The following is a 24355-nucleotide window of genomic DNA, read 5'->3' as shown; positions in this document are numbered from 1 at the left end:
TGTGTTTTTCCTGAGCCATAAATAAGCATAAATGGATTTATAGATGTAGCGCTATCCAGAATCTCTGGAATCGGTAGCGATTCGATGCACTTCTCAGGCTGCTTGTTTCCGCGTGAGCACATTGACATGTTCCATGAGCGCTATCTACAATCATAGCAGGCAAGCAAGGAGCAGGAGACGAGTATGATGGAGCAACCGCTGAGTTTCTCGACTGAGGCGGACCAGGGCGGGCAGGCCTCCAGTGGCGGTACGCCTGGAGAGAGGGGGCAATGGCTACCGCTGGAGGCCCTCCCTGAACTGGGCCGTTACCGCCTGGTGCGTCTGCTGGGCCGTGGAGGCTTTGCTGAGGTCTATCTGGGTGAGCATCGCTATCTGGGGACCGAAGTGGCCATTAAGTTGCTGCAGACTCATCTGGAGCCAGAGGTGCTGCAGCGCTTCTGCGCGGAGGCGCGCATTGCGGCTCGTCTGCATCACCCTCATATCGTGAGGATCTTCGATTTCGTGCTGCTGGAGGAGCAGGGAACAGCTTTTCTGGTGATGGAGTATGCCCCGGGGGGCACCCTGCGTCAGCGCCATCCCCGCGGCAGCCGCTTGCATCCGGCGACGATTCTGCTCTATTTGCAGCAGATCGGGGCAGCCCTGGACTACGCCCATCGTCAGCAGTGCATTCATTGCGATATTAAGCCGGAGAATATGTTGATTGGGCGCGACGGCTCGCTGCTGTTGAGCGATTTCGGTATTGCCTCTTTGAGCGGCCAGAAGCAGAGGGGCTGGCAGCAGGAGGAGGCCATTGCGGGAACGCTGGCCTATATGGCGCCGGAACAGCTGGCTGGTCAGCCGCAGTTCGCCAGCGATCAGTATGCGCTGGGGGTGGTGGTCTATGAATGGCTGTGCGGGGAGCGCCCTTTCCGCGGTTCGCCCGCTGAGGTGCTGGCTCAGCATGTGCACACGCCACCGCCACCGTTGCGTCAGCGCGTGCCGACGCTGCCGCCGGGACTGGTTGCCGTGGTGGAGCGGGCGCTGGCCAAGCAGCCGGAGGCGCGCTTCGCGACGGTGCTGGAGTTCGTGCGAGCTTATGAACAGGCGCTGGGCCGGGCTTTGCGTCCCCGCACCCCTTCCCAGCCATCACAGCGACAGGTCGAGCGCCCGACGCGACGGGCCTTGATGGTGGGGATGACCAGCCTGGCAGCCAGCGGCTTGCTCGGCGGCGGTCTGACCTGGCTGGCTTTTTCTCCCCAGCTCCGCCCCAGTCGCCCGGCGCTGCCCGGCTGCCCGCTGCCGCTGAGTCAGCCAACAGGGCACCCGCTTGAGGTACCAGCGCAGGCGACGCCGGTCACCCCCCCACCTCAGAAGCATGAGGGGCAGGACCAGCTTCCTTCTTCTTCCTCTTCTCTGCTGCCCCGAGCGCTGCCCACCCCGCGCTCACGATCTTCTGCGCCGTCTCGCCTCTGAAGGCTCCGCGCGCCTTGACAGGCCGCCTGCCGCCTTGACAGGCCGCCTGCGCCTGTGTTACTATTCACGACCGTGATGGCTACACTTCTGTGCTCTGCTGCCAGCGTTGAACGGCGCACGGCTTCGCTGCGCAGCGAGGCTATTCGCCCGACCTATATCGCGCATGCTTCAGCCGCATAGGCCTGGCGCAGCTTATGCGGCAGAAGAGAGGAGCAGCGCCACCAGGGTAAGCAAGTAAGCAGGACAGCGTTCTGCTGACGGGTGCTTTTTGCACAGCGCGTCGTCTGCACTTGCTGGCGCGCGGCTGAGGAAGCCAGTTGCTACGATCGGTGCTGTAGAGCACAGCTCTCCTCTTCCGTCCTTCTCTCTCCTCCGACTGCTCTCCCACACTCCCAGAAGCCTCTCTACCTTGCCCGGGTTTTCATTCCAGCTCAGGACCGGCGAGGACCTTCTCCTGCGGGCTGCCGCGCCAGGCCGCTTCCTTTCAGGTGAGCGTCCACTACGGACGCAATGGCTTGTAAGAGTAGGTGATGTTGTAGAACGAAAGGAACGCTCTGAATCATGGAGAAGCGGATTGAGTGCCAGGGCCAGGAAGCACTGCCCGCAAAACCTCTGGCACGCGGCGCCCGCCTGCGGCTCTTATTGGCCTATGATGGCTATAATCTGGCCACGAATGCGTCTTTGAGTAGCGCGGTCTGGATGATCTATCTGGCACGCCACGGCTATAGCCCGCTGGTCATCGGCTTGCTGGAGATGACCCTGCATGTGACGAAGCTGTGCGCAGAGATTCCAACGGGGATCTACGCGGATTTGCTGGGACGACGTCGCAGCCTTTTTGTATACTGTAGCCTGTCAGCTGCGGCAATGCTCTTTTTATCGCTTCCGATCTGGCCATCGATCGTCTTGAGTTTTGTGCTCTGGGGCCTGGCCTTTGCTTTCCGCGGCGGCGCCGAGGAGGCGCTGCTCTGGGGTCTGGCGCGGCGCCTGGTCGCTCACGAGGGGCAGCACCAGGGCTACTATAGCCGCCTGATCAGCCGCATGTATTTGCTGGCCCTGGTGGCGGAGGCAGCCAGCACGAGCGTCGGCGGGCTGCTCGGCCAGATACAGGAGGCACTGCCGTTCCTGGTTCAAGCCGCCCTGGCAGTGCTCGCGATGCTGCCCCTGCTGGCGCTGCCCGAGGAGCGCGGAACCAGCGAGCGACAGCCGCTACGGCATCTGCTGCAGGGATTGCGCGCGGTGCGAGGCGACAGAGTGCTGATCGGTCTGCTTTTGCTGGCGGGCCTGGTCGAGGGCTGCGGGCTGACCATTTATTACTATCATCAGCTCTATCTGAGCAGCCTGGGGCTGACGCTGGCACAGGTGGGCCTGGTGATCGCCGCCAGCCAGGTGATCAGCTTCGGCTGTACGGCCCTGGCACCCGCGCTGTTGGCCCATCTGAGACGCAGCTATCTGCTGGCCGGGCTGCTGCTGGCGCTGGCCGGCGGGCTGCTGCTGATGAGTCTGCCGCTGGTGCCACTCAGCCTGGTCGGCTTCTTGATGCTCTTCCAGGGGGCCTATGCCCTCTGGCAGCCAGTGGCAAGTACCTGGCTCAATGAGCGCAGTCCCGAGGCCCAGCGGGCCACGGTGCTCTCTCTGCAGACGGGCCTCTTTAGTGCGGCGATGGTGACGCTCTTTCCGCTCTTCGGGCTGGGTCTGGGAGAAATGAGCTATCGCTCGCTCTATCGCGCGCTCGCGCTTCTGGCGGGCTGCGGCTTGTTGATGGCCAGCCTGCGCTTCCTCTGGAGCCGCTGGCGAGGGAGCCAGCGCTAGGGCGAGGAGCACGGGGTGAGGCAGCCAGTGCACAGCCCGCGCGCCGCTCTGGTCCAGCTACGGGGGCGCCGGGCGGCCCTGGCCTGCCATTTTTTTATGCACAACTCACAAATTTTTAGCTAGTCGTCAGCAGCTATCTTGTACGACATGAGGTTACCGACACGTGGCCGCGCTAGAACTGAGCAGCAGGCACTTTCAGAGTCTTACGAGTACTTGACGAGCTTTCTCCTCTCTCCTACAATAAGTATGCTGGTAGATTGGTAGCCAGCAGCCAACCAGGGCCAGCATTTGCCAGACAGGCCGCGTAAGATGGGGACGTCCGCCCAACACAGGGCTTGCAAGCACAGGCAAGAGAACAGGCACGATGGTTGATCATTCGGGGAGACAGCTCGATAATTATTTCCTCCTCCGCTTGCTTGGGCAAGGGAACTATGGCCAGGTCTACCTGGGCGAGCATACTCAGCGCAAGCATCTGGTGGCGGTGAAGGTACTACACACCGGTCTAAACTATGAGGCGCTGCGCCACCTGGTCAATGAGGCCCGCCTCTTCCGCCTGCGGCATCCGCATATTGTGGCGGTCCAGGATTTCGGTGTCGAGCAGGCGCTCGGGGTGCCTTTCATTGTGATGGACTACGCTCCCAACGGTACCCTGCGCCAGCGCCATCCCCAGGGAACGCGTGTGCCGCTGGAGCTGGTGCTGCACTATGTGCATCAGCTCGCCGATGCTCTGCAGTATGCCCACGATGAAAATGTGATTCACCGCGACCTGAAGCCGGAAAATATGCTGCTGGACCAGGAGGACCGCCTCCTGCTGACCGACTTCGGGATCTCGGTGATCGTGCAGACGCCTCCGGGCCAGACCCCTCTGGAGCAGCAGAACGCCGGCATCGCCGGGACGCCCCATTATATGGCCCCGGAGCAGTTTATGGGACGCACCAGCCGCGCCAGCGATCAGTATGCGCTGGCGGTGATCGTCTATGAATGGCTCTGCGGCGATCCTCCTTTTGATGGAACCTTCTATGAGCTGTATGCCCAGCATTCTCAAGCTTCTCCTCCCTCTCTGTTGGAGCGCGTGCCAGACCTCTCGCCCGAGATCGAGTATGTCATTATGCGCGCGCTTGCGAAGGACCCCAAGGGCCGCTTCGCCAGTGTGAGCGAGTTCGCTCATGAGCTGGAACGCGCCGCCCGCTCCCTGCTGGTGCTCAATTATGTGCCGCGCATCCAGCCGCGCAGCCGCCAGGAGTGCTTTGACGATGGGGTGGCTTTTTATTTTCAGGGCCGCTATCGGGAGGCGGCTGAGGCTTTCTCTGAGGCTATCGCCCTGGACCCCTCCTACGCCGATGCCTATGTGAACCGCGGTAGCTGCTATTTGCAGCTCCAGGAGCCTGAGAAGGCTATCACCGATTTCGATCGCGCCCTGGAGCTGAATCCGCAGCAGGCTATCGCCTATAACGGACGCGGTTACGCCCGCTGCGCTCTGGGCGATGATCGCCGGGCCATCGCCGATTTCGATCGCGCTCTGGAGCTGGACCCGACTTATCTGGAAGCCTATTTTAACCGGGGCCGCGCTTACCGCCGCCTCCAGGAGTATGAGAAGGCCATCGCTGACTATAGCCGCGTGCTGCAGCTCGACCCTTCCCATGTCGATGCCTATAATAATCGCGGCAATGCCTACTGCTGCCTGGGCAATTTCGAGCAGGCTATCGCCGATTTCAGTCAGGCCATCCGCCTCAATCCCGAGTATACGCTGGCCTATAATAACCGCGGCAATGCCTACGACGCGCTGGGCAAGCACGAGATGGCCCTCGCCGATCTGACGCGCGCTATTGAGCTGGATGCTTTCTATGCCAACGCCTATAATAACCGCGGAACAGTATATCGCAATATGCAAGAGTATGAGCAGGCCCTGGAGGATTATCAGCACGCGCTCGAGCTTCAACCCGATTATGCGCTGGTTTACTACAATCGCGGCCTGACGTGCTATGAGCTGCAGGAGTACGAGCAGGCCATCCAGGATTTCGAGCGCGCTCTGGAGCTTGATCCGGGCTATGTGGAGGCCTATATCAGGCGCGGCATGGCCTACGATGCCTTGCAGGAGTACGAGCAGGCCATTGCGGATTTCAATCGGGCGGTGGAGCTGGCTCCGTGCCTGGCACGCACTTACGTTTACCGCGGTCTGGCTTACGCCGGCCTGGGCAACTACCGCCGCGCGATTTTGGACTACGATCGCGCTCTGGAGCTGCGCCCCGACGATCCCGAGAGCTATCGCCACCGGGGTGTGGCCTACTTCCGCCTGGGAGACTACCAGCGGGCGATTCTGGACTACGATCGCGCGCTGCAATTGGATCCGAGCAATCGGCTGGTGCGCGCCAGCCGCGAGGAGGCCCTCTATCGGCTGCGCCAGGAGCGGCGGCGCGAGGCTCGCTGAATCCCTTCTTGCTCGTGCTCCCGCGCTCTGACCGGCCCCGGCCAGATAGTCCAGCCGACCGGCTTCCGAGCGCCCCGCTCGCCCAGTCATCCGGTCGGCCCCTGGCTTCCTTCTCCCCCGCCTCTCTGGCCCGGAGACCAGGCCCGCGCCCCAGCCAGCTACCCTGGCTGCGCGCTGATGATGGCCTCCAGGGACGGTCGTGGCTCTTAGGCGTCTCACACGTCTCATATTCAGGCGAACCGGGAGAGTGCAGGGCTACGACGGGGGCCGGCGCCAATGGCTCCGCGGCGCAGCTTAGGCGGCGCCAGCGTCCTCCGACCGAGCAGGCAGGGCGGAGCTGGCTGGTCGTGATCTCCGGCTGAGACGCTTGTTGTTCTGCGGGCAGCGGCTATCTTTCTATGCAGTGAGCAGCGAACGGCGAAGACGGTACAGTTTTGTATAAGGTAATGGGGGAGTAGATGATGAGTCGCTTTGACAGGCGTCCAGGCAGCGGTTCAGCAATGATGAGGAGAAGATATGTCAGAGCTGCTGCCCGAGGAGCTGCGCGGGCTGTACAGTCGCCACAGGGCCAGCGGGTTCGGCGTCGGCGCGGCCTGTCTGCAGCACGGCCTCCGCTCCTGCGAGTAGAGCGCTCTGCTGGGGGACCTGGCCGCGCTCAACTTCCCCAACGCCGCGGCCTTTTCCAGCCCTGGTATGCGCTTTCTTGAGCTGGGCATAGCGGGGAAGGCCCTGCCCGGCTCAACTTGTTCTACTGTGGCGATGTGCTGATGTACTGGCTATAGCCGAGGAAAGGATGCCGGCATCATGCCAATCCGACAGAGAGGAGGAAGCCACAGTGAGACTGCCTTTCTCTAAGAAGGGTTCTTCGGATCAGGGACAGGAGCAGCCCCAGCAGCACCAGCACTCTTCTTCAGCGCTGGACGAGCAGATCGCTGCTTTGACCCAGGCCATTCGCCTCAATCCCCAGGATCGAGAGAGCTATCTACGCCGCGGCAGCCTTTATCTGCAGCAGGGCGCTCTGCCAGAGGCTTTGGCTGACTTCTCTGAGGCCATCCGTCTCGATCCCAACGAAGCCAGCTCTTATCGGGCTCGCGCCCTGGTCTATGCCTATCGGGGCGAGCTGCCACAGGCCCTGACCGACTACAGTGAGGCTATCCGTCTCGACCCAACGGAGGCCTCGGCCTACAGCAACCGCGGAGACATCTACAAACGTTTGGGCGCTCTCGCCCGGGCTCTGGCCGATTTCAATGTGGCCCTCCGTCTCAATTCAGCCAGTGCAGTTACCTTGACGAATCGCGGCGATATCTACTTTGAGCAGGGCGACCTTCAGCGCGCGCTGGCCGACTACAGCGAGGCCATCCGTCTCGATCCCGGCTTTGCCCCGGCTTATACGAATCGGGGCGAGACACGGCTGCGCCTGGGCGATCGCCAGGGAGCGTGGAGCGACTTCACTGAGGCGATCCGCTTGCGTCCAGGCTACGCGCGCGCGCTCTTCTTGCGCGGGCAGCTCGCCAGCGAGTTGCAGGATTTTCAGCAGGCGCTGGCCGATTTCAACGAGGTGATTCGCTGCTGGCCCCATTACGCGCCGGCTTACGTGCATCGCGGGATGGTTCAGGGCCTGCTCGGCAACCTGGGCGCCGCACTGGCCGATGTGGAGCAGGCCCATCGACTCAGGCCCGACGATCCTGAGATCAAGCGGGCACTGGCGATGGTGCGCGAGGCCATGCGCCGCCGGCAACCCTGAGTCAGCGGCTTCGCGCTCCGGCTCTTCTTGCCTCAATCCAGCGGCTTTCTCTATACTATCGGCTATACTACTATACTGGTGGGGAATGCGCCAGGGCCGGCCAGGACCCCCGGTCGGCAGCAGCGCCAGCGAGCGTATCAGCGCAGGAGAGAGGAAAGGAGAGGTCAGACGATGCAGGATCTGACAGGAGCAGAGTTTGAGGGCTATCGGTTGGTGGGCCTGCTCGGTAGGGGTAGCCTGGGCCAGGTCTATCTGGCCCGCAGGACGAGTGAGGAGGCCGAGGGAAGAGCTTCGCCGCCGCTGGCCCTCAAGACGCTCAACAGTCTCTCGCTCAGCGAGGCGGCGCTGCCGGCCTGGCTCGCCGCCCTGCGGGCTTTGCGCCAACTGCACCATGAGCAGCTACTGCCGCTGTTGGACTATGGCTACGAGCGCGCGCGGCGGCTGCCCTTTGTGGTCATGCCCTACGTCGCCGCCGGCTCGCTGCGCGCGCGCCATCCCCGCGGGTCCCGCCTGCCCCTGGTGATGGTGGTCCGCTATGTGACGCAGCTTGCCTCGGCGCTGCAGGCCGCCCACGAGGCCGGCTGGCTGCATGCCAATCTGAAGCCGGAGAACGTGTTGCTGGGAGAGAACGAGCAGCTCTGGCTGAGCGAGGTGGGCCTCTGGTCGCTGGCGCAGCGCCTGACGAGCGGAGCCGGATCGTCGTCCGATGGGCTGGACGGCCCGGCTGGGCTGGCAGCCTCTCCCTATCAGGCTCCCGAGCAGCAGGCTGGTCAGCCTGTGGCGGCCAGCGATCAGTATGCCCTGGCGGCTCTGGGCTACGAGTGGCTGACGGGCGCTCCACCGCGGCGCCCGGAGGAGAGCGGAGCGCTTCAGCCGCTGCGGGCGAGCGCGCCGGAGTTGAGTACGGCGGTTGAGCAGGTGCTGATGCAGGCCCTGGAGGCTGATCCTGCTCAGCGCTTTCCTTCCGTGCAGGCTTTTGCCGAGGCCCTCAGCCGGGCGGCCTCGGTGCTGGAGGTGGCCGTGCCCAATGAGCGCGAGCTGGTCCAGGTCTGGGTTGAGCAGGGCAACGAGCACGCGCGCTACGGCAGATGGCAGGAGGCGCTGACCGCCTTCAGCGAAGCCCTGCGTCTCGATCCACGCAATGTCTACGCCCATAACCGGCGGGGCCAGGTCTACGCCGAACTGGGGCGCTATGAGGAGGCCCTGGCCGACTTCAATGCCGCTATCCGTCTGGCGCCCGACGATCCGACGGCCTATCATCATCGCGGCTTCCTGGCGCTGCAACAGGACCGGCTGGAGCAGGCGCTGGAGGACTATACGACGGTGCTGCGCCTGGAGCCGGGACGGGCGGTGAGCTATAACAATCGCGGGCGCATCTATCTGGAGCTTGGCCGCCCCAGAGAGGCCCTGGCCGATCTCAATGAGGCCCTTCGCCTCGATCCCAGCTATGCCCCAGCCTACTTCAATCGCGGCAACGCTTACGAGGAGCTGGGAGAGCCAGAGCGAGCGATCGCCGACTATACGGAAGCGTTGCGCCTCGATCCCTCGCATGCTCCGGCCTGGTTCCATCGCGGTGCGCTCTATCAACAACAGGGTGACCTTGAACGGGCGCTGGCTGATCTGAACGCGGCCATCCGCCTCGACCCCAGCGATGCCGCCGCCGCTCTGGTGCGCGGCGAAGTCTACGCGGCTCTGGGCCAGCCTGCTCAGGCGCGCGCCGATTTCGATCAGGCCATCCGTCTTGATCCGCAGCAGGCTGAGGCTTATCTGCAGCGCGCTCTGCTGCTGCGGCGCCAGGGAGAGGAGGCGCAGGCCCTGGCCGATCTGAGCGAGGCCATTCGTCTGGCGCCGACCGATCCTCTGGCCTATCGCGAGCGCGCCAGTCTGTATGAGGAGCGGGGCGACTTTGATCGGGCGCTGGCCGATCTCGACGAGGCCATCCGCCTGGCCCCCACCGAGGCGCTCAGCTACGCCCATCGCGGGAACCTGCGCCGGCAACGGGGCGAGTTTGAGGAGGCTCTGGCCGATTTCGAGCAAGCGCTGCGCCTCGATCCCGCGCTGGTAGTGGCCTACCTCGATCGGGCCGTGCTCTACGCAGAGCTGGGCGAGCTGGAGCCAGCGCTGGCCGATCTCGACGAGGCCATCCGCCTGGCCCCCGAGACAGCCGAGGCCCACTATTATCGCGGCCTGCTCTACGCCGACCTGGGCCAGCTCCAGACGGCCATCGCCGACCTGAGCGAGGCCATTCGCCTCCGCCCCAATGATGCTGCCTTCTATCGAGAACGGGCCCGCCTCTACGAATTACAGGGGAGACCTCAGTACGCCCTGGCCGATCTGGAACGCGCCCGACGCTATGCGCCGGAGGACGAGGAGATCTGGCAGGCCCTGCAGCGGGTGCGCCAGCTCTTGCACTCTGCCGATGGGGACTAAGCTCCTTGCTCTGCTCACTCTCTTGACTGATCGAGAGCCGCCCGGTCTAGACTTTCTCTTCGCCTCCTCTCCCTTCCGCGGCCCTCTCCTGGAAGCAGCCGGCGCCGACCTGGGAGCGGTCCTCCGCCTCAACTCCGCCAATCCGGAGAGCGCCAGAGGCACGGCAGCCCGGCCTTGCCTCAGCAGGAAGACAATGTTATACTGTTAGATGCGGAGAGTATGACCTTTGTGACGCTGAATCGCCGCCAGAGTGCCGACAGCCAGAAGATGAGGCTGCCCACTGCGAGCTGGCCGGCGAGAAGAGTAAAAACGTATACGAGAAGCATGGCCAAACCACACGAGTCGGCGCCCTCAGCGTCGTCCTCAACTTCTTCACGGTCTCACCAACAGCAGCAACAGCAGCAACAGCAGCAGAAGCAGAGTAGCCGGCTCTGCCCCCGCTACGAGCATGCAATGCAGATCCTCGGCAAGCGCTGGACGGGCCTGCTGATCGCTTCGTTGCTTGACGGCCCGCGCCGCTTCTGCGAGTTGACCGCCACTGTCGGCGGCCTCTCGGACCGCGTGCTCTCCGAACGCCTGCGCGAGCTGGAACAGGAGGGCCTCGTTGAGCGCGTCGTCTATCCGCAGATTCCGGTGCGCGTTGAATACCAGCTGACAGAGAAGGGCCGCGCGCTGCAGCCGGTGATCGATGCCATCCATGCCTGGGCCGAGCAGTGGATCGAGCTGCCCTGTCCCCCATCTTCGCCTGCGCCTGCAGCGGCGGAGACGGCGGCCACCTCTGCCTGCGGCGAGGGGGAGCACTGCGAGAGCAATGCCTGACCTCGCCCCGCTCGCGCCCCCCTTGACTGGCACTTGCGCTCCCGACAGATAGATTGACCTTCCTCTTTTCCTCCTGCTATACTCGTCTTCGCCCAGGCAAGCAGGTGCAGCTCATTTGTCGCCTGCGCTGCCCTTGCCCTGCTCCTTCTTATCCAGATTCAGCAAGGAGAACTGCGCGCATGGAAAATTTATGGGCTCCCTGGCGCATGGCGTACATTACGCCAAAGGACCAACAGGCGAAGTCCGATGAGTGCATCTTTTGTAGCAAGCCCGCCGCCCACGACGATGCTCGCAACCATATCGTCTACCGCGGCGAGCGCTGCTTTATGATGCTCAATCTCTATCCTTACAATAACGGCCATCTGATGATCGCCCCTTACCGCCACGTGCCCAGCATTACAGAGCTGGAGGCGGAGACGCTCGGCGAGCTGATGGCTCAGGCCCAACTGGCTCTGCGCGCGCTGCGCAAGCTGATGGCCCCCGATGGCTTCAATCTGGGGATCAATGAGGGGAAGGTGGCCGGCGCCGGCTTCGCCGACCATATGCATCTGCACGTGGTGCCGCGCTGGCTCGGCGATACGAATTTTATGCCGGTGATCGCCGATGTGAAGGTGATCCCCGAGCATCTCGATAATGTCTATCGTCAGCTCAAGGAGACGCTCGCTACCCTTCAGGGAACGTGAACAAGGGCAGGGCCAGCACCCGGGCACCCGGCGCGCTCGCGGCTCGCGGCGCTGCACGCTGGCGCTTCCTGACCGCCTCCGGCCTAAGATTCGCGACCAGAGCAGCGCCTCCCGCCGCCGGCTTCTTGCCCTCACGCTTCTGTTGTGCTATAGTAACGTACTAAGCCGCATACCTTAGCTGGTCAGCGAGGTGGCCTCTCCGTCGTTAGTTCCGAACAAGAGGGGGTCTGGTCAGGTGCCCGAGGCAAGGCAGTTGCCGCTGATCGCTCGCCATAATAATCAGCGCCTCTTCTCCGACTACTTCCTCGATGAGGTGCTTCCCAATCAGCCCGAGTGGCAGGCGCTGATCCCCAGGGCGGAGCGCGTGCAACAAGAACTGCGCCAGCGCTATGAGCGTTTCCGCCCGCTGCAGAAGACAGCCAACGAGGCTCAGACGGAACATGAATGGATTCAGCCGGTGCTGGAGGCGCTGGGCCATATCTTTACGGTGCAGCCGTCGCTCCAGGTGCCCGGCGGCGTGCAGAAACCTGACTATGTCTTTTTTGCTTCGGAAACCGCACGCGTGGCCTGCCAGGGCCTCCCTCTCGATGAACAGGCCTCGGAGCGCGGGGCGCTCGCCGTCGGCGATGCCAAGTATTGGGACCGCCCCCTCGATCAGATGGCCCGCTCAGCTTCAGAGGCCTTCTCGAATAAAAATCCTTCCTGGCAGATCTTCTTTTATATGCTGCATAGCGGCCTGCCCTGGGGCCTGCTGACCAATGGTCGCAAATGGCGCCTCTACCATCGCTCAACCGCCCATAAGCTGGATGTCTTCTACGAGGTCGACCTGCCCGAGCTTCTGGAGAATGGTGACCCTCAGCAGTTCCTCTATTTCTACGCGTTCTTCCGCGCAGAGGCATTCAACCCTCTCTCGCCCCTCTCGCTGGATCAGCTGCTGACGGCCAGCAGCGAGTCGGCCCAGCGCGTGCGCGAGAATCTGCGCGAGCAGGTCTACGATGCCCTGCGCCTGATCGCTCAAGGCCTCTTCCAGTTTCCGCGCAATGAGCTGGCCCCAACGCCGGAGAACCGCCGCCTGGTCTATGAGCATGCGCTGATCCTGCTCTACCGCCTGCTCTTTATCTTCTATGCGGAGGCCCGCCAGTTGCTGCCGGTGGAGAGCGGCACGATCTATAGCAGGCGCTTCAGCCTGCGGATGCTGGCACAGCAGGCCTCGCGCCTGCTGCAGGAGAAGACGGCGCTCTCCAATGTGGCCCTGGTCTGGGCCCATTTGAAGACGCTCTTCGAGAGCCTGCATGCGGGCAATCGCCTGATGGGGGTCAGTGTCTTCGATGGTGGCCTCTTCGATCCGCAGAAGGCGCCTTTCCTGCAGCAGTACGCGGTCGGCGACGAGGCCCTCTGTCAGGCCCTGGAGCTGCTGGCCTATGCGCCCGATCCACACGATCGCAGCCGCAAGGTGCCGATCGATTACCGCGATCTGTCGGAGCGCCACCTGGGGACGATCTACGAGGGGCTGCTGGAGTATACGCTCTATGTGGCCGAGGAGCCAATGGCCGAGCTGCAGGCGACGAGCGAGGTGGTGCCGCTCTCTCAGGTCAATGGCCGCGCCGTCGCCCGCCGCTATGAGCCGGGCGAAGTCTATCTGGTGACCGATAGCGGCCAGCGGAAGCTGACGGGCAGCTACTATACGCCGGATTTTGTGGTCAAGTATATGGTGGAGCGCACGCTGCAGCCGGTTCTCGATGAGGCGCTGCGCGGGGCACGCTCGCAGGAGGAGCGCATCGCGGCAGTGCTGGGGATCAATGTGCTCGATCCGGCGATGGGCAGCGGCCATTTTCTGGTGGAGGCGCTGGAGTTTCTGGCGCGCTCGCTGGTGGAGCTGGGCGCCGTGCCAGAGGAGAAGACGGGCGAGACGGATGTGGTCTATTGGAAGCGGCGCGTGGTGCAGCAGTGCCTCTATGGGGTGGATCTGAATCCGCTGGCGGTGGAGCTGGCGAAGCTGTCGCTCTGGCTGGCGACGGCGGCCCGCGAGTATCCGCTGAGCTTTCTGGACCACCACCTGCGCCCGGGCAATGCCCTGGTGGGGTCATGGCTGGCCGAGGCGGCGGCGGGACGCCATCCACTGGCAGGCCGCCTGGAGGAGCCGGCAGGCGCTGAGTCGAGCGCCAATGGCCGCCGGGGCCGCAGCCGCCCGGGGAATGGGCAGGCCCGGAGCACGCCGGCACCAGCCTCCAGCGCGGGCAACGCGGCAGGCTCGAACGGCGAGGCTGGCACGGGGTCAGCCGGGGAGGAGCCGCAGCCGCTGCAGCTGGTGCTGCTGGAAGACGAGGAGTTCCGCACAGGAGTGGGGGAGGCGCTGCAGTGGATCAGCGAGATCGAGGGGACTGAGGGGCGCTCGCTGGCCGAGGTGCGCCGTCAGGAGGAGGTCTACGAGCGCCTGCGCAGCCACTTTATTGCGAAGTATCAGGGGATTCTGGATCTGGCGACGGCCCTCTTCTATGGGGTGGAGGTTAAGGAAGGCTGGTGGGGCTGGCTGACGGCCTATGCGGTGGGGAAGCCAGAAGCCTATGAGTATGAGCGGCAGGCGCTGGAATTGCTGGATGCCGCCCATACCCTGAGCCAGCGCCGCCTCTTCTTCCATTGGGAGCTGGAGTTTCCCGAGGTCTTCTTTGCTCCCGATGGCCGCCCGCTGGGCGAGCAGGCCGGTTTCGATGTGGTGATCGGCAATCCTCCCTATGTGCGTCAGGAGAAGCTGGGAGAGGATAAGCCCTTCTTCCAGGCGCATTATCCCGTCTACCACGGGCAGGCCGATCTCTTTGTCTATTTCTTTGCGCAGGGCCTGCGCCTGCTGCGTCCGGGGGGCCGTCTGGCCTATATCAGTAGCAATAGCTGGCTGCGCGCCAATTATGCAACGGCCCTGCGCCAGTTCCTGCGGACGCAGACGACGGTCGAGGAGCTGATCGATCTGGGCAATACGCGCATCTTCGCCGATGCACCGGACCTCAGCCCGGCCATCCAGATGGTGCGCAAGGCGCCGCCGCCGCCAGGGAGCCAGGCCCAGGTGGCGGTCTTCACGCGCAGCGAGGGGGTCAGGGATTTCGCCCGCCGCCTGGAGGAGCTGCGCTTTGCGGTGACGATCGGCGATCAGCCCGATAGCGGCTGGCAGCTCCGCAGCGATGCCTCGCGCCGCCTCTTCGAACGCCTGCTGACCAGCGGGAGGCCGCTGAAGGAGGTGGTGGCCGGACGCATGTATCGCGGGGTGGTGACGGGCCTGAACGAGGCCTTCATTGTGGATACGGCGACGCGCGAGCGCCTGGTGCAGGCCGATCCGGCCAGCGCGGCCCTGCTCAAGCCGCTGGTGCGCGGCGAGGACCTGCGCCCCTGGTACCAGGAGAACGAGGGCCGCTGGCTGATTTTCGCTCGCCGCGGCATCGACATCGATGCGTATCCAGCCATCAAGGCTCACCTGGAGCAGTTCCGCGAGCGGCTGGAGCCACGTCCGGCAGACTGGGACCCGCGTCGCCCCTGGCCGGGCCGTAAGCCAGGCTCATACCGGTGGTATGAGATACAAGATGCGATTGATTACTATCAGGAATTTGAGACGACGAAAGTCTTCTGGCCTGACATGGCCAAGTACCCGCGTTTCTCCTGGGATGAGAAGGGCTACTTCTGCAATGATAAAGGCTTTATCCTGGAAGCTATAGATTTCTCGCTTCTGGGCCTTCTCCAATCACGCGTGATCTGGTTCTGTATCTCAAATCTCTGCGCTCCACTCGCCGAGCGAGAAGGGCTGATGATTTACCAGCAAAAGATACAATACATTGAGCGCCTGCCCATTCCCGAGCTGAGCGAGGAGCAGCGCCAGAGGATCGGCGCCCTGGCCCGGCAGCTCACCGAGGTGGCCCAACAGCGCTATAGCCTGCGGCGCCGCACCACCCAACGTATCATCCAAGACCTGGGCGCCGGCCAGACCAGGCTGAGCGAGCGCCTCCAGGAGTGGTGGACGCTCCCCTTCGACACCTTCCGCGAAGAGCTGCGCCGCAGCTTCAAACGCGACATCCCCCTCAAGGATCGCGACGAGTGGGAGGAGCTGCTCTCCGAGCGCCGCCAGGCAATCGAACAGCTCACCGCCGAGATCGTCCACCTGGAGACCGCTCTCAACAACGCCGTCTACGACGCCTTCGCCCTCGATCAGCCAGAACGCACCCTGATCGAAGAAGAAACCCGCTATCGCTACGGCGAGTGGTGAGAGCTGCTTAGCTGATCAGACAGCATCAAGCATCATCTTGCTCAGGGAGGCTGCTGTTGCTCCTCCCCCTTGAGCCAGTGCTGCGACGGCGACGTGGCTGCCAAATTTGCCGCTGCGTTTCGATATAGTGGTCCAGGTCCTTCTTTGTAAAGCGATACTCCTGCGCACCAACAGGCACTACTGGAATGAGACCCTTTTTGACCCAATCGCGGATTGTACGCACGCTCACCCGCATGTAATCGGCAGCCTCTTTTGCAGTCATTAAACCTTCACACATGTATGACCCTCTACCTCTTGAGACAGTCAGAAAGCCTCTCATATCCGCGCCTGATCTCCAGGCAATGCAGAGAGCCTCTCATCATGACAGGCAGACAGCGCGTTTTCTGAAACAGTGTGAAGACCCTTGGCCTGAGCAATAGGACAGTGGTACTCCCATCCTCAGTATTGCGGTCTCCATAGTTGGCCAAGGTTCTACTCGTCCCTCGGAATCCCGTGACTACATGCACGTACATGCACTAACATTCCGCTCTCTGCACGCTTGTGCACTCTTCAATACTTCCCTAAGTATAGGCCACGAAGGCGCTTCAAAACAAGCGTTACCGTTTGCTTGCCTATTCCTTCCTGGTTAATTCTCTTCATTTCTAGTCATCTCTAAGCATTGCAAAAATCTCAAAGATGTTCTATACTAAGAGCTGGAACTGAAAAAAAGAGGGTAGCCCGCAAGGGTCAGTGAATGACAAGGCAAGCCAAGAAAAGAGAAAGGAGAAGCACTTGCGAGATGGTGAGTGAAGTAGCGGAGCTGCGCAAGCGGCTGGAAGAGGAGTACATTGCCGGGCGGCGAGCGCTCTACGCGCCGGCGATCGGCTGGTCGAAGCATGCCTTTATCGAGGCTCGCCTGCGCAACATGGAGCGTTATCATCAGCGGCTCTGCGAGCTGGTGGGGCCGGAGCAGGCGCTGGAGCTGGTCTTTGAGGTCTTTGAGCGTGGCGAGAGCCTGCTGCCGGAGCGAGCGGGAAGCCAGGGGCAGGGGCAGGACCAGAGCCAGGACCAGAGCCAGGGGCAGGCCCCAGCGGCAGCGGAGGAAGCGGCGGCGGCGACTATAGCCGCCCCCTCAACAGAGGCGGTGCGTCTGGAGCAGGCTGGTCACCCCCTGGCGCTGCGCAGCGAGGAAGGCGGGGAGACGGAGCCGCTGCCGGCCATTCAGGAGCGTGGAGCGCGTGACGAGGACGAGCCGGATGAGTCCAAGACACTCTGGCTGCTGGCCAGCAGCGCCGGATCGACCTCCGACCTGCTCTATCTCTTCTATGCCGCCGACGAGCAAGAAGCGCAGGCCCTGGCCCAGGAGTGGTTACGCCAACTGGCGCCCTGGGTCAAATTGCGGACCTTGCAGCCTCTGCCCACGGGCCTGACCCTCGTTCATGGCCACTATCGTGGCCTCATCCATGTCCGTCCCGATGGCAGCCTGGTCGAGGGCCAGTATTTCCTGGCGGCGGAGAGCCTGGCCAGTCAAGAGAGCGAGCCAGTGGGTCAGGCCGCCAGTTCCTAGCAGATTGTTCATTCCTTTCCTTTTCGATTCCGCGGGTGATCTCGTCCCTGGACCTCTCTATCCCTTGAGCCGAGGGCGATGGGCAGCGGCTACGCACCAGCCGTCTCCTCCCATCGCCCTTTCTCATCGCCCCATCATCAGCAGAGGCTGATCGCCGCCGGCCACCAGGATCGCCGCCCCGCCCCGTCAGCCAGGATGAACCGACAGAGGAAGGAGGCGGGCCACACACCAGCAAAGAGCGCCTGCAGAGCGTCAAGCCAGCCAGCAATCAGGCAAGCCTGACGCAGTGACGCTCCGCCTGGCTGCGATGACCCGGCTCATCCACAACAGCCACACAGTCAGTCAGACTCAGCCCACCCGAGCCTGAGACGTCGACGGCAGCCCGGCCAGCGCCGCGCGCAATGTCTCCTCCACCACCGCCGCCAGCGCCGCAATAAAGTGCGGCTCTACATTCAGCGACTCGATGCGCGCGAACTGCAGTCCGGCCTGCTCGGCCTGCTCCCGCGCTCCCACATCGATATCGTAGAGGATCTCCAGATGGTCAGCCAGAAACTGCACCGGCGCCATCAAAACATGCGTATGGCCCGCCGCCTTCAGCTCCGGCATCACATCGGCGAAATCCGGCTTCAGCCACTCCTCCGGCGTATGCCCGGCGCTCTGGTAGCAGAAGAGCCAGCGCTCAGACGGCAGACCCACCCGCTCGGCCACGGCTGCCGCCGTCTCCTTGAGGGCCGCAATGTAGCCCGGCTCGCCATCCACCACGCGCTTCGGCATACTATGGGCCGTAAAGAGCACCGGCACCCGCGCACGCACCTCCGGCGGGAAGCGATCCAGCGCCTGGCGCACCCGTCCCGCCAGCGCCTCGATAAAATCAGGCTGCAGATGCCAGTCCTCAGCCACCTTCACCAGCAGATCAGAGCGCCCCAGGCGCGCCGCCGCCTCCGTGAGCGCCTGAATATAGCCGCCCATAATAATCGGCGAATACTGCGGCGACATGATCAGGCCGATCAGCGCCTGAGCGTCCGCCGCCGCCTCGGGCACCACATCGGCCACAAACGGCGGCGAGAAGCGCATCCCCGCCACCACCTGAAAGCGCGGCCCCGCCGGATGGCGCCGATTCAGCTCCTCCTCCAGGGCCGCCGCCTGCTGCTGCGTAATGCGAATCAGCGGCGAACCTCCGATCAGCTCGTAGCGGCGCCGAAACTCCTCAACCAGCTCCGGCTCGGGCTTGCGCCCTCCACGCACATTCGTCATATAGGTCTCAACATCATCGAGAGTGGCCGGCGAGCCATAGGTCATCAAGACCACGCCGACACGCTTGACGCTCTCCATCGCAGTCTATCCCTCACTCTTCTCTTGAGATCAGTCTCAGCTCTCTCATCATTCAGTGCCGGCCTCAGACAGTCGGGAGCCTTGAGCGACCTCTTGCCGCAGCGCTCATCAGCCGACTGTCGACCGGGAAACCAGGAGCGCGACCAGTGGGAAGTGAGCCGCTGAACCTCTGCCCCCAGGCGGCAGCGCCCGGGTCGGTCAGATCAGGTCAGGTCAGGTTCTCGTCAGCGGCGACGCGTCTCCTCATGCACAAAATCGACGAGCCGGCGCAGTACAGAGGGATCGGCCTCCGCCGGCACGCCATGCCCCAGATTAAAAATGTGGCCAGGCCGGCCAGCGGCCCGACGCAGCACGTCGCGCGCCCCCTCTTCAAGAATCTCCCAGGGCGCCAGGAGCAGCACCGGATCAAGATTGCCCTGGATACCGCGCTCGTAGCCAATGCGCTCCCAGGCTGCATCAAGATTGACCCGCCAGTCCACGCTGATCACATCGCCACCCGCCTCGGCCAGCAGCTCCAACAGCGCGGCGTTGCCCGTCCCGAAATGAATGCTCGGCGTACCCGTCTCCTTGACTGCCGCAAAGATGCGCTGGCTGTACGGGAGCACATAGCGCCGATAGGCCTCTGGCCCGAGCGCTCCCACCCAGCTATCGAAGAGCTGGACCGCCGTCACCCCGGCGCGGATCTGCCCGAGCAGATAGCGCGTCACCACCTCGGTCAGCTTCTCCATCAAGGCATGCCAGAGGGCCGGCTGCCCGTACATCACCGCCTTGGCCTGGGTATAGTCGCGCGACGGGCGCCCCTCGATCAAATAACAGGCCAGGGTAAAGGGCGCTCCCGAGAAGCCGATCACCGCCTTCTTCCCCTCCAGCTCGCGCCGCACCAGGCGCACCGCCTCCAGAACAAAGGGCGTGGCCTCCTCCGGCTCGCGCACCTGCAGGGCCGCCACATCGCTCAGCGTGCGAATCGGGTGATGAATAATGGGGCCAATCTCAGGCTGAATCTCCAGCGAGACCCCCATGCCCTCCATCGGCAGCATAATGTCGGCATAGAGGACCGCCGCATCAACGCCGAGCTGCTCGACCGGCATCAGGGTCACCTGCGCACACAGCTCGGGCGTCTTGGCCATCGTGAGGATATCGTAGCGCTTGCGCAGCTCACGGTACTCGGCGAGGCAGCGCCCGGCCTGACGCATAAACCAGACCGGGGTCGCGTCCGGCTGCTCTCTGCGACAGGCAGCCAGGAAGCGAGCCAGGCCCGTCGCAGCCGCCGGCCCTGCGCCTTCCACCTGCGAGTGATGCTCTTGTTCAGTCTGCATAGAACGCTATCCAGAAAAAAAGGAGTCCTTTCTTGTGAGGATGAGGCGAGGAGGTCCTTGCCTCTGCGCCATGTCATATGATAGCGTGGAAGGCAGGGCGGCGGCAAATTTTGCAAAAATCTCTACCGCTTTCTACCAGATTGTGAGATTTTTGTAACTCCTCCCCCAGGAGAAAGCCAGCTCAGCCCGCGGCGTCGCAGGGCCGGCCCCAGGTGATCGTAGCAACCACCTCGAAGCTGAGCAGGCCATCCCGTGCAAAGGGCGTCAGCAGCGTGCGCATCTCCTGCTCAAAGTCAGCCCGCTGCTCGCTATCCAGCCCTGCCAGTGAACTGTAGGCATACTGCGCGGCAATGTAATCCTCGACCGTTTGCTGCATCGGCAGCGGCGCCGTCTGGCGCTCGCCAAGCAGGCGAAACAGTCCACGCTGCGCCATTGCAGCAACCAGATTCAGGCCCGGCGCTGGCCGCCCGTCGGCGAAGCGCCGGCGGATCTGCTGGTACGCCTGCCGCCAGGGCATGGACTGCTGCAGGTTGAGAATAGCCAGCAGGCCCCGCGGCGTCAGCATATGGGCCAGGCGAGGCAAAACCTGCCCCCAATCCATCCAATGGAGGCACATACCCGCCGTCACCAGGGCATAGGGCGGCGTCAAGGCCACATCCTCAGCCCGCCCGTGAATCCAGCGAATTGTCGGCGCATCACCCCCCGGCAGCTCCCTGGCCCGCTCCAGCATAGCCAGCGAGACATCGACAGCATCGATGCGTTCCACCGCCGCCGAGGCAGCCAGCGGACGGGCCACATTGCCGGTGCCACAGCCCAGATCAAGCACCACGCGCGGCTCATCCACCATCAACTCCTCAAGAATGACAAAGGTCTCCGGCGGATAGAAAGGGCGCAAATGGTAATGGCTGACCAGTTCGTGATCCTGAAAGCGCCTCAGACGCTTCTGATTTGGCACAAAGCGCTTCTCCATCAAAGTGGCTCCTGCAGGAGTAGATACTATCCTTTCTCGTCTGTCTCCGGTGAAGCAGCGCCGGATCGCGGCAGGACGCGCTCCAGCAAGCGCAGCCAGTTTCCTCCCATGATGCGCACAATATCCTCCTGGGCATAGCCAGCCGCCGCCAGCGCCTCCGCCAGGCGCGGGAAATCGGCCACCGTCTCCAGCTCCTCCGGCGTCTCATCGCGCCCAAAGCCGCCATCGAGATCGCTGCCGATCCCCACATGGCTGGCGCTCCCCGTCAACTGACAGACATGATCAATGTGCTCCACCACGCGCCGCAGCGAGACCGCAAAAGGCTGGCTCCGCTTCCAGTCCGCGTAGAGGAAAGGATTGATCGGAGCGATGCCAATGACGCCGCCGCGCTCCGCAATGGCGCGAATCATGGCATCGCTGAGATGACGGGGCGTATCAACCAACGCCCGGCAGTTGCTATGACTGGCGATCACCGTTCCCTCGAACTGCTCCAAAGCCTGCCAGAAACTCTCTTCGGCCAGGTGACTGGTATCGAGCACCAGGCCGAGGCGCTGCATATGGCGCAAGAGGCTGCGCCCCTCTGACGTCAAAGGACCGGGCCGCCCATTGCCACCGCAGTAGCGCGAGCCATGCGCCCAGGCCAGACCCAGCACACGCAGACCCGCCGCAAACCAGTCCTCCGCCTCCTCGGGCCGGCGCACCGCGTCGGCTCCCTCCATCAAAGGCACAATACCAAAGGGACGCTGTGGATCATCTGCATTGCTCTGCGACCAGGCTTCGATGAAGCGCTCCAGATCCTCCTGGGTGAGCAGCAACCAGACACCGGCCTCCTGTGCCAGCCGGCGATAGTAGTCCAGTTGCGCCCGCGCCACCCGCCAGGCTCCCTCTGGATCACGATAGCTCTGGGTGAGCCGATAGCGCGGATTGACGCCTTTGCCCACCCCGAGCAGGGGATAGGCGAAGAGGGTCCCAAAGACAATAGCCACCCCCCCACGGCGCAGCTCCGGCAGCCCCACCATGCAGATACCCCCCTGGGCATCCTCGCGGCAGTAATCGGGGTGCTCGCGCGCCTCCAGCGCCCGCGTCTCGGCCACCGCTCGCCGCAGATCACGCCCCCACTCCAGAGCATTGTAGGCAATGTCTTGATGCGCATCGACAATGAACATGACTCGCTTTCGCTTCCTCTCCAGTTTAGCAAGCTGGCCGACCAGTCCAGCACCTGTGCGCCTCCCGCAAGGACCCGACCCTCTTGCGAGGGGCAGCGCCCAGGACAGGATAGGATCGTTCTCGGCCACGTCCTCATGATATGCTACACGCGCCAGCGCTGTCGAGAAGCAAGCCTGGCCCACAGCAGAGCGACGCCGCCCTGACGCTGGCGCGACTGCTCTCGTCCATCTGCTCATCCGCCTCTCCTGCTACAGCGCTCGCTTGTTGAGACGTTATCTCATTGACAGCGCTCTCTTCATTGTGGTATGCTCCTCAGTAAGAGAGATGCTGTATCAATAACGCCGCAAGCTCGCCGAGGGCTTGTGGTGAGGGAGGAGCAAGCGGCATGTATCAGACCACGAGCCGGACGGCGCGTTTCCTGCTCGCCGTAGGACTATTTCTACTTGTCAGCCTGCTGGGGAGCGCCTGCAGCGCAGGCAGCCTTAGCGCTGGCAGCACCGGGGACAGCGCGGGCAAGCTTGCCATCGTGGCGGCGGAGAACTTCTACGGCGATATTGCGCGCCAGCTTGGCGGCGATCATGTCGCCGTCACCAGCATTCTGAGCGATCCCAACATTGACCCGCACGAATACGAAAGCAACGTCCAGAACGCCGTTGCCGTGGCGCAGGCCAGGCTTGTCATTGCCAACGGTGGCGGCTACGACAGCTGGATCGATCACCTGCTGGCGGCGGCCCCTCAAGAGGGGCGCATCGTCCTCAAGGGGTACGAGCTGGCCCCCGTCAGGCTGGAGGACAACGAGCACGTCTGGTACAGTCCTGCCGACATCGGCGCCATCGCGCGCGCCATCAGCCAGGCCCTGCAGAAACTTGACCCGGCCCACGCCGGCGACTATCAGCAAAACCTGCAGCGTTTCCTCAGCTCGCTAGAGCAGATCACCAACAAGCTCGCCGAGATCAAAGCGCGCTACGCCGGCACCCCGGTTGGGCTAACCGAAACCCTTTTTCTCTATCAGACCACCCTCATGGGGCTGAACGTGCTCACCCCCTTCGACTTCCAGAAAGCCATTGCCGAGGGCAACGATCCCCCGGCCAGCAGCGTGGTCACCGTCGAGAACCAGATCCAGCAGCATCGCATCAACGTTTTGATTTATAATGAGCAGACCGCCACAGCCATCACCGCGAAGCTGCGCAGCGAAGCCCTGGCCCATCAGATTCCAGTGATCCCGGTGAGCGAGACCATGCCGCCGGGCAAAACGTATCAGACGTGGATGCTGGACCAGCTCAATGCCCTGGAGACAGCTCTGCAAAAGGCCCAGGCAGCTTGAGCGAGAGAGAGAGAAGAGAGACCGGACCTCAGCGCGCCAGTCAGCCTGAGCCGGGCCAATCGAGGCGGCCTGGCACATAGCTGGCGCGCGGGAGCAGTCAAGCGAGCAAGGAAGTAGTAGATCAGACAAGGCAGCACAGTACTCACAGCACAGCACAGTACCCACAGCACAGTACACAGAGCAGAGGACAGAAAAGGAGCACGCCCAGTGAGCACCAAGCACGACCAGCGCCTCGCTCCTTCCGGAGCGGCGCCTCAAGCTTCTTCCTTGAGGGGCCCGGGTCAGGAGGCGACCCCAATTTCAGAGCCAGTCATCGAGCTAGAGGGAGTCAGCGTCTGCCTGGGAGGCAGGACCATTCTGCAGGAAGTCAGCTTCACCATCAACCCGGGTGAATTCATTGCCGTGCTGGGGCCAAACGGGGCCGGCAAGAGCACCCTTCTCAAGGTGCTGCTCGGGCTGATCCGGCCCAGCGCAGGCACTGTGCGCCTCTTTGGGCAGGCGCCGCGCCGCGGCAACCGGCTGATCGGTTATGCCCCCCAGCACCGCACGCTGGAGGGCGCCCTCAGTTTGCGCGCGCGCGATCTCGTCGGCTTCGGTCTCGATGGCCATCGCTGGGGACCGGGCTGGTTCGTCTCCGGCGGACGCCGGCGCCAGGCCATCATCGAGGAAGCCCTGGCCGAGGTCGATGCCCTGGCGCTGGCCGACATGCCCGTCGCCCACCTGTCGGGCGGCGAACAGCAGCGCCTGCTCATCGCCCAGGCCCTGCTCAGTCAGCCGCGTCTGCTCCTGCTCGACGAACCGCTCTCCAACCTGGACATCAGCCATGAGCAGGAGATCATCGCCCTCATCGCCCGGCTCTGTCGCACGCACGGCATGACCGTCTTGCTCGTCTCTCACGACGTCAATCCCCTGCTGCCGGTCATCGACCGCGTCCTCTATCTGGCGCGCGGGCATGCCGCCATTGGCAAACCGGAGCAGGTCATCACCAGCGCCACCCTGAGCGCCCTCTACGGCGCCCCCGTTGAAGTCGTCGAGGCCCTGGGGCGGCTCTTTGTCGTCGGCGTCGATATTTAATTTAAGCAGCCAGCC

The 24355-nt window shown here is 63.4% G+C and carries 16 protein-coding genes; 11 read left to right on the top strand and 5 right to left on the bottom strand.

All coding sequences use genetic code 11. The features are described 5' to 3' along the window. The first annotated feature begins 183 nt into the window (after nucleotides 1-183). The 8 genes from A4R35_RS18000 to A4R35_RS17965 all read left to right on the top strand — a co-directional run bounded on the left by A4R35_RS18000 (nucleotide 184) and on the right by A4R35_RS17965 (nucleotide 15611). Nucleotides 184-1452 carry a serine/threonine-protein kinase gene (locus tag A4R35_RS18000; RefSeq protein ID WP_112431761.1) on the top strand — a complete coding sequence of 423 codons (1269 nt, stop codon included), beginning with the start codon at nucleotides 184-186 and terminating at the stop codon, nucleotides 1450-1452. A 561-nt stretch (nucleotides 1453-2013) separates the two neighbouring features. Then, the gene (locus tag A4R35_RS17995) at nucleotides 2014-3261 is read left to right on the top strand and encodes an MFS transporter (RefSeq protein WP_112431759.1); all 1248 of its coding nucleotides are present in this window, start codon (nucleotides 2014-2016) and stop codon (nucleotides 3259-3261) included. A 364-nt stretch (nucleotides 3262-3625) separates the two neighbouring features. Next, entirely contained in the window at nucleotides 3626-5689 is a 2064-nt protein-coding gene (locus tag A4R35_RS17990; protein ID WP_112431757.1) for a serine/threonine-protein kinase, read from the top strand. An 835-nt stretch (nucleotides 5690-6524) separates the two neighbouring features. Next, on the top strand, nucleotides 6525-7433 hold the full coding sequence (locus A4R35_RS17985) for a tetratricopeptide repeat protein (protein WP_189361997.1): 909 nt from the start codon (nucleotides 6525-6527) through the stop codon (nucleotides 7431-7433). A gap of 171 nt (nucleotides 7434-7604) precedes the next feature. Then, nucleotides 7605-9863 carry a tetratricopeptide repeat protein gene (locus A4R35_RS17980; protein ID WP_112431753.1) on the top strand — a complete coding sequence of 753 codons (2259 nt, stop codon included), beginning with the start codon at nucleotides 7605-7607 and terminating at the stop codon, nucleotides 9861-9863. A 324-nt stretch (nucleotides 9864-10187) separates the two neighbouring features. Then, complete coding sequence (locus A4R35_RS25100; protein WP_112431751.1) at nucleotides 10188-10682, top strand: winged helix-turn-helix transcriptional regulator; 495 nt, start codon at nucleotides 10188-10190, stop codon at nucleotides 10680-10682. Between the two features lie 179 nt (nucleotides 10683-10861). Then, a complete protein-coding gene (locus A4R35_RS17970; protein ID WP_112431749.1) occupies nucleotides 10862-11365 on the top strand; it encodes an HIT family protein in 504 nt (167 codons plus the stop codon). Between the two features lie 235 nt (nucleotides 11366-11600). Continuing rightward, entirely contained in the window at nucleotides 11601-15611 is a 4011-nt protein-coding gene (locus A4R35_RS17965) for an Eco57I restriction-modification methylase domain-containing protein (protein ID WP_112431747.1), read from the top strand. 25 nt (nucleotides 15612-15636) lie between these two features. On the opposite strand, the gene A4R35_RS17960 is transcribed toward A4R35_RS17965, so the two are convergent. Further along, nucleotides 15637-15873 carry a helix-turn-helix domain-containing protein gene (locus tag A4R35_RS17960; RefSeq protein WP_189361995.1) on the bottom strand — a complete coding sequence of 79 codons (237 nt, stop codon included), beginning with the start codon at nucleotides 15871-15873 and terminating at the stop codon, nucleotides 15637-15639. Between the two features lie 516 nt (nucleotides 15874-16389). Between A4R35_RS17960 and A4R35_RS17955 the strand changes: the two genes are divergently transcribed. After that, nucleotides 16390-17157, top strand: a complete 768-nt coding sequence (locus A4R35_RS17955) for a hypothetical protein (protein ID WP_112431743.1) — start codon at nucleotides 16390-16392, stop codon at nucleotides 17155-17157. A gap of 348 nt (nucleotides 17158-17505) precedes the next feature. Here the strand turns inward: A4R35_RS17955 and hemH are convergent, their stop codons facing one another. From hemH to A4R35_RS17935, 4 genes are all read right to left on the bottom strand, one after another. Further along, nucleotides 17506-18489, bottom strand: coding sequence for a ferrochelatase (gene hemH / locus A4R35_RS17950; protein ID WP_112431741.1), 984 nt, complete (start codon nucleotides 18487-18489; stop codon nucleotides 17506-17508). A 224-nt stretch (nucleotides 18490-18713) separates the two neighbouring features. After that, a complete protein-coding gene (gene hemE, locus A4R35_RS17945) occupies nucleotides 18714-19805 on the bottom strand; it encodes a uroporphyrinogen decarboxylase (RefSeq protein WP_112431739.1) in 1092 nt (363 codons plus the stop codon). A gap of 181 nt (nucleotides 19806-19986) precedes the next feature. Then, nucleotides 19987-20775 (bottom strand): class I SAM-dependent methyltransferase, encoded by a 789-nt coding sequence (locus A4R35_RS17940; protein ID WP_112431737.1) that lies wholly within the window; start codon nucleotides 20773-20775, stop codon nucleotides 19987-19989. Nucleotides 20776-20801: 26 nt separating this feature from the next. Beyond that, nucleotides 20802-21941, bottom strand: coding sequence for a dipeptidase (locus A4R35_RS17935; RefSeq protein ID WP_189361993.1), 1140 nt, complete (start codon nucleotides 21939-21941; stop codon nucleotides 20802-20804). A gap of 386 nt (nucleotides 21942-22327) precedes the next feature. Between A4R35_RS17935 and A4R35_RS17930 the strand changes: the two genes are divergently transcribed. Beyond that, the gene (locus tag A4R35_RS17930) at nucleotides 22328-23266 is read left to right on the top strand and encodes a metal ABC transporter solute-binding protein, Zn/Mn family (protein ID WP_112431733.1); all 939 of its coding nucleotides are present in this window, start codon (nucleotides 22328-22330) and stop codon (nucleotides 23264-23266) included. A 207-nt stretch (nucleotides 23267-23473) separates the two neighbouring features. Then, nucleotides 23474-24340, top strand: a complete 867-nt coding sequence (locus A4R35_RS17925) for a metal ABC transporter ATP-binding protein (RefSeq protein ID WP_223258389.1) — start codon at nucleotides 23474-23476, stop codon at nucleotides 24338-24340. The last annotated feature ends 15 nt before the right edge of the window (nucleotides 24341-24355 follow it).

The organism is Thermogemmatispora tikiterensis (genome assembly GCF_003268475.1).
Taxonomy (GTDB): Bacteria; Chloroflexota; Ktedonobacteria; order Ktedonobacterales; family Ktedonobacteraceae; genus Thermogemmatispora; species Thermogemmatispora tikiterensis.
This window is presented reverse-complemented; position numbering and strand designations above follow the sequence as displayed.

Excerpts from the sequence above, each read along its gene's own strand:
- A4R35_RS17990 (WP_112431757.1), top strand. The coding sequence starts at position 3,626 with ATGGTTGATCATTCGGGGAGACAGCTCGATAATTATTTCCTCCTCCGC.
- hemE (WP_112431739.1), bottom strand. The coding sequence starts at position 19,805 with ATGCAGACTGAACAAGAGCATCACTCGCAGGTGGAAGGCGCAGGGCCG.
- A4R35_RS17960 (WP_189361995.1), bottom strand. The coding sequence starts at position 15,873 with ATGACTGCAAAAGAGGCTGCCGATTACATGCGGGTGAGCGTGCGTACA.
- A4R35_RS17955 (WP_112431743.1), top strand. The coding sequence starts at position 16,390 with ATGGTGAGTGAAGTAGCGGAGCTGCGCAAGCGGCTGGAAGAGGAGTAC.
- A4R35_RS17940 (WP_112431737.1), bottom strand. The coding sequence starts at position 20,775 with ATGGAGAAGCGCTTTGTGCCAAATCAGAAGCGTCTGAGGCGCTTTCAG.
- A4R35_RS17970 (WP_112431749.1), top strand. The coding sequence starts at position 10,862 with ATGGAAAATTTATGGGCTCCCTGGCGCATGGCGTACATTACGCCAAAG.
- A4R35_RS18000 (WP_112431761.1), top strand. The coding sequence starts at position 184 with ATGATGGAGCAACCGCTGAGTTTCTCGACTGAGGCGGACCAGGGCGGG.
- A4R35_RS25100 (WP_112431751.1), top strand. The coding sequence starts at position 10,188 with ATGGCCAAACCACACGAGTCGGCGCCCTCAGCGTCGTCCTCAACTTCT.
- hemH (WP_112431741.1), bottom strand. The coding sequence starts at position 18,489 with ATGGAGAGCGTCAAGCGTGTCGGCGTGGTCTTGATGACCTATGGCTCG.
- A4R35_RS17980 (WP_112431753.1), top strand. The coding sequence starts at position 7,605 with ATGCAGGATCTGACAGGAGCAGAGTTTGAGGGCTATCGGTTGGTGGGC.
- A4R35_RS17995 (WP_112431759.1), top strand. The coding sequence starts at position 2,014 with ATGGAGAAGCGGATTGAGTGCCAGGGCCAGGAAGCACTGCCCGCAAAA.
- A4R35_RS17930 (WP_112431733.1), top strand. The coding sequence starts at position 22,328 with ATGTATCAGACCACGAGCCGGACGGCGCGTTTCCTGCTCGCCGTAGGA.
- A4R35_RS17935 (WP_189361993.1), bottom strand. The coding sequence starts at position 21,941 with ATGTTCATTGTCGATGCGCATCAAGACATTGCCTACAATGCTCTGGAG.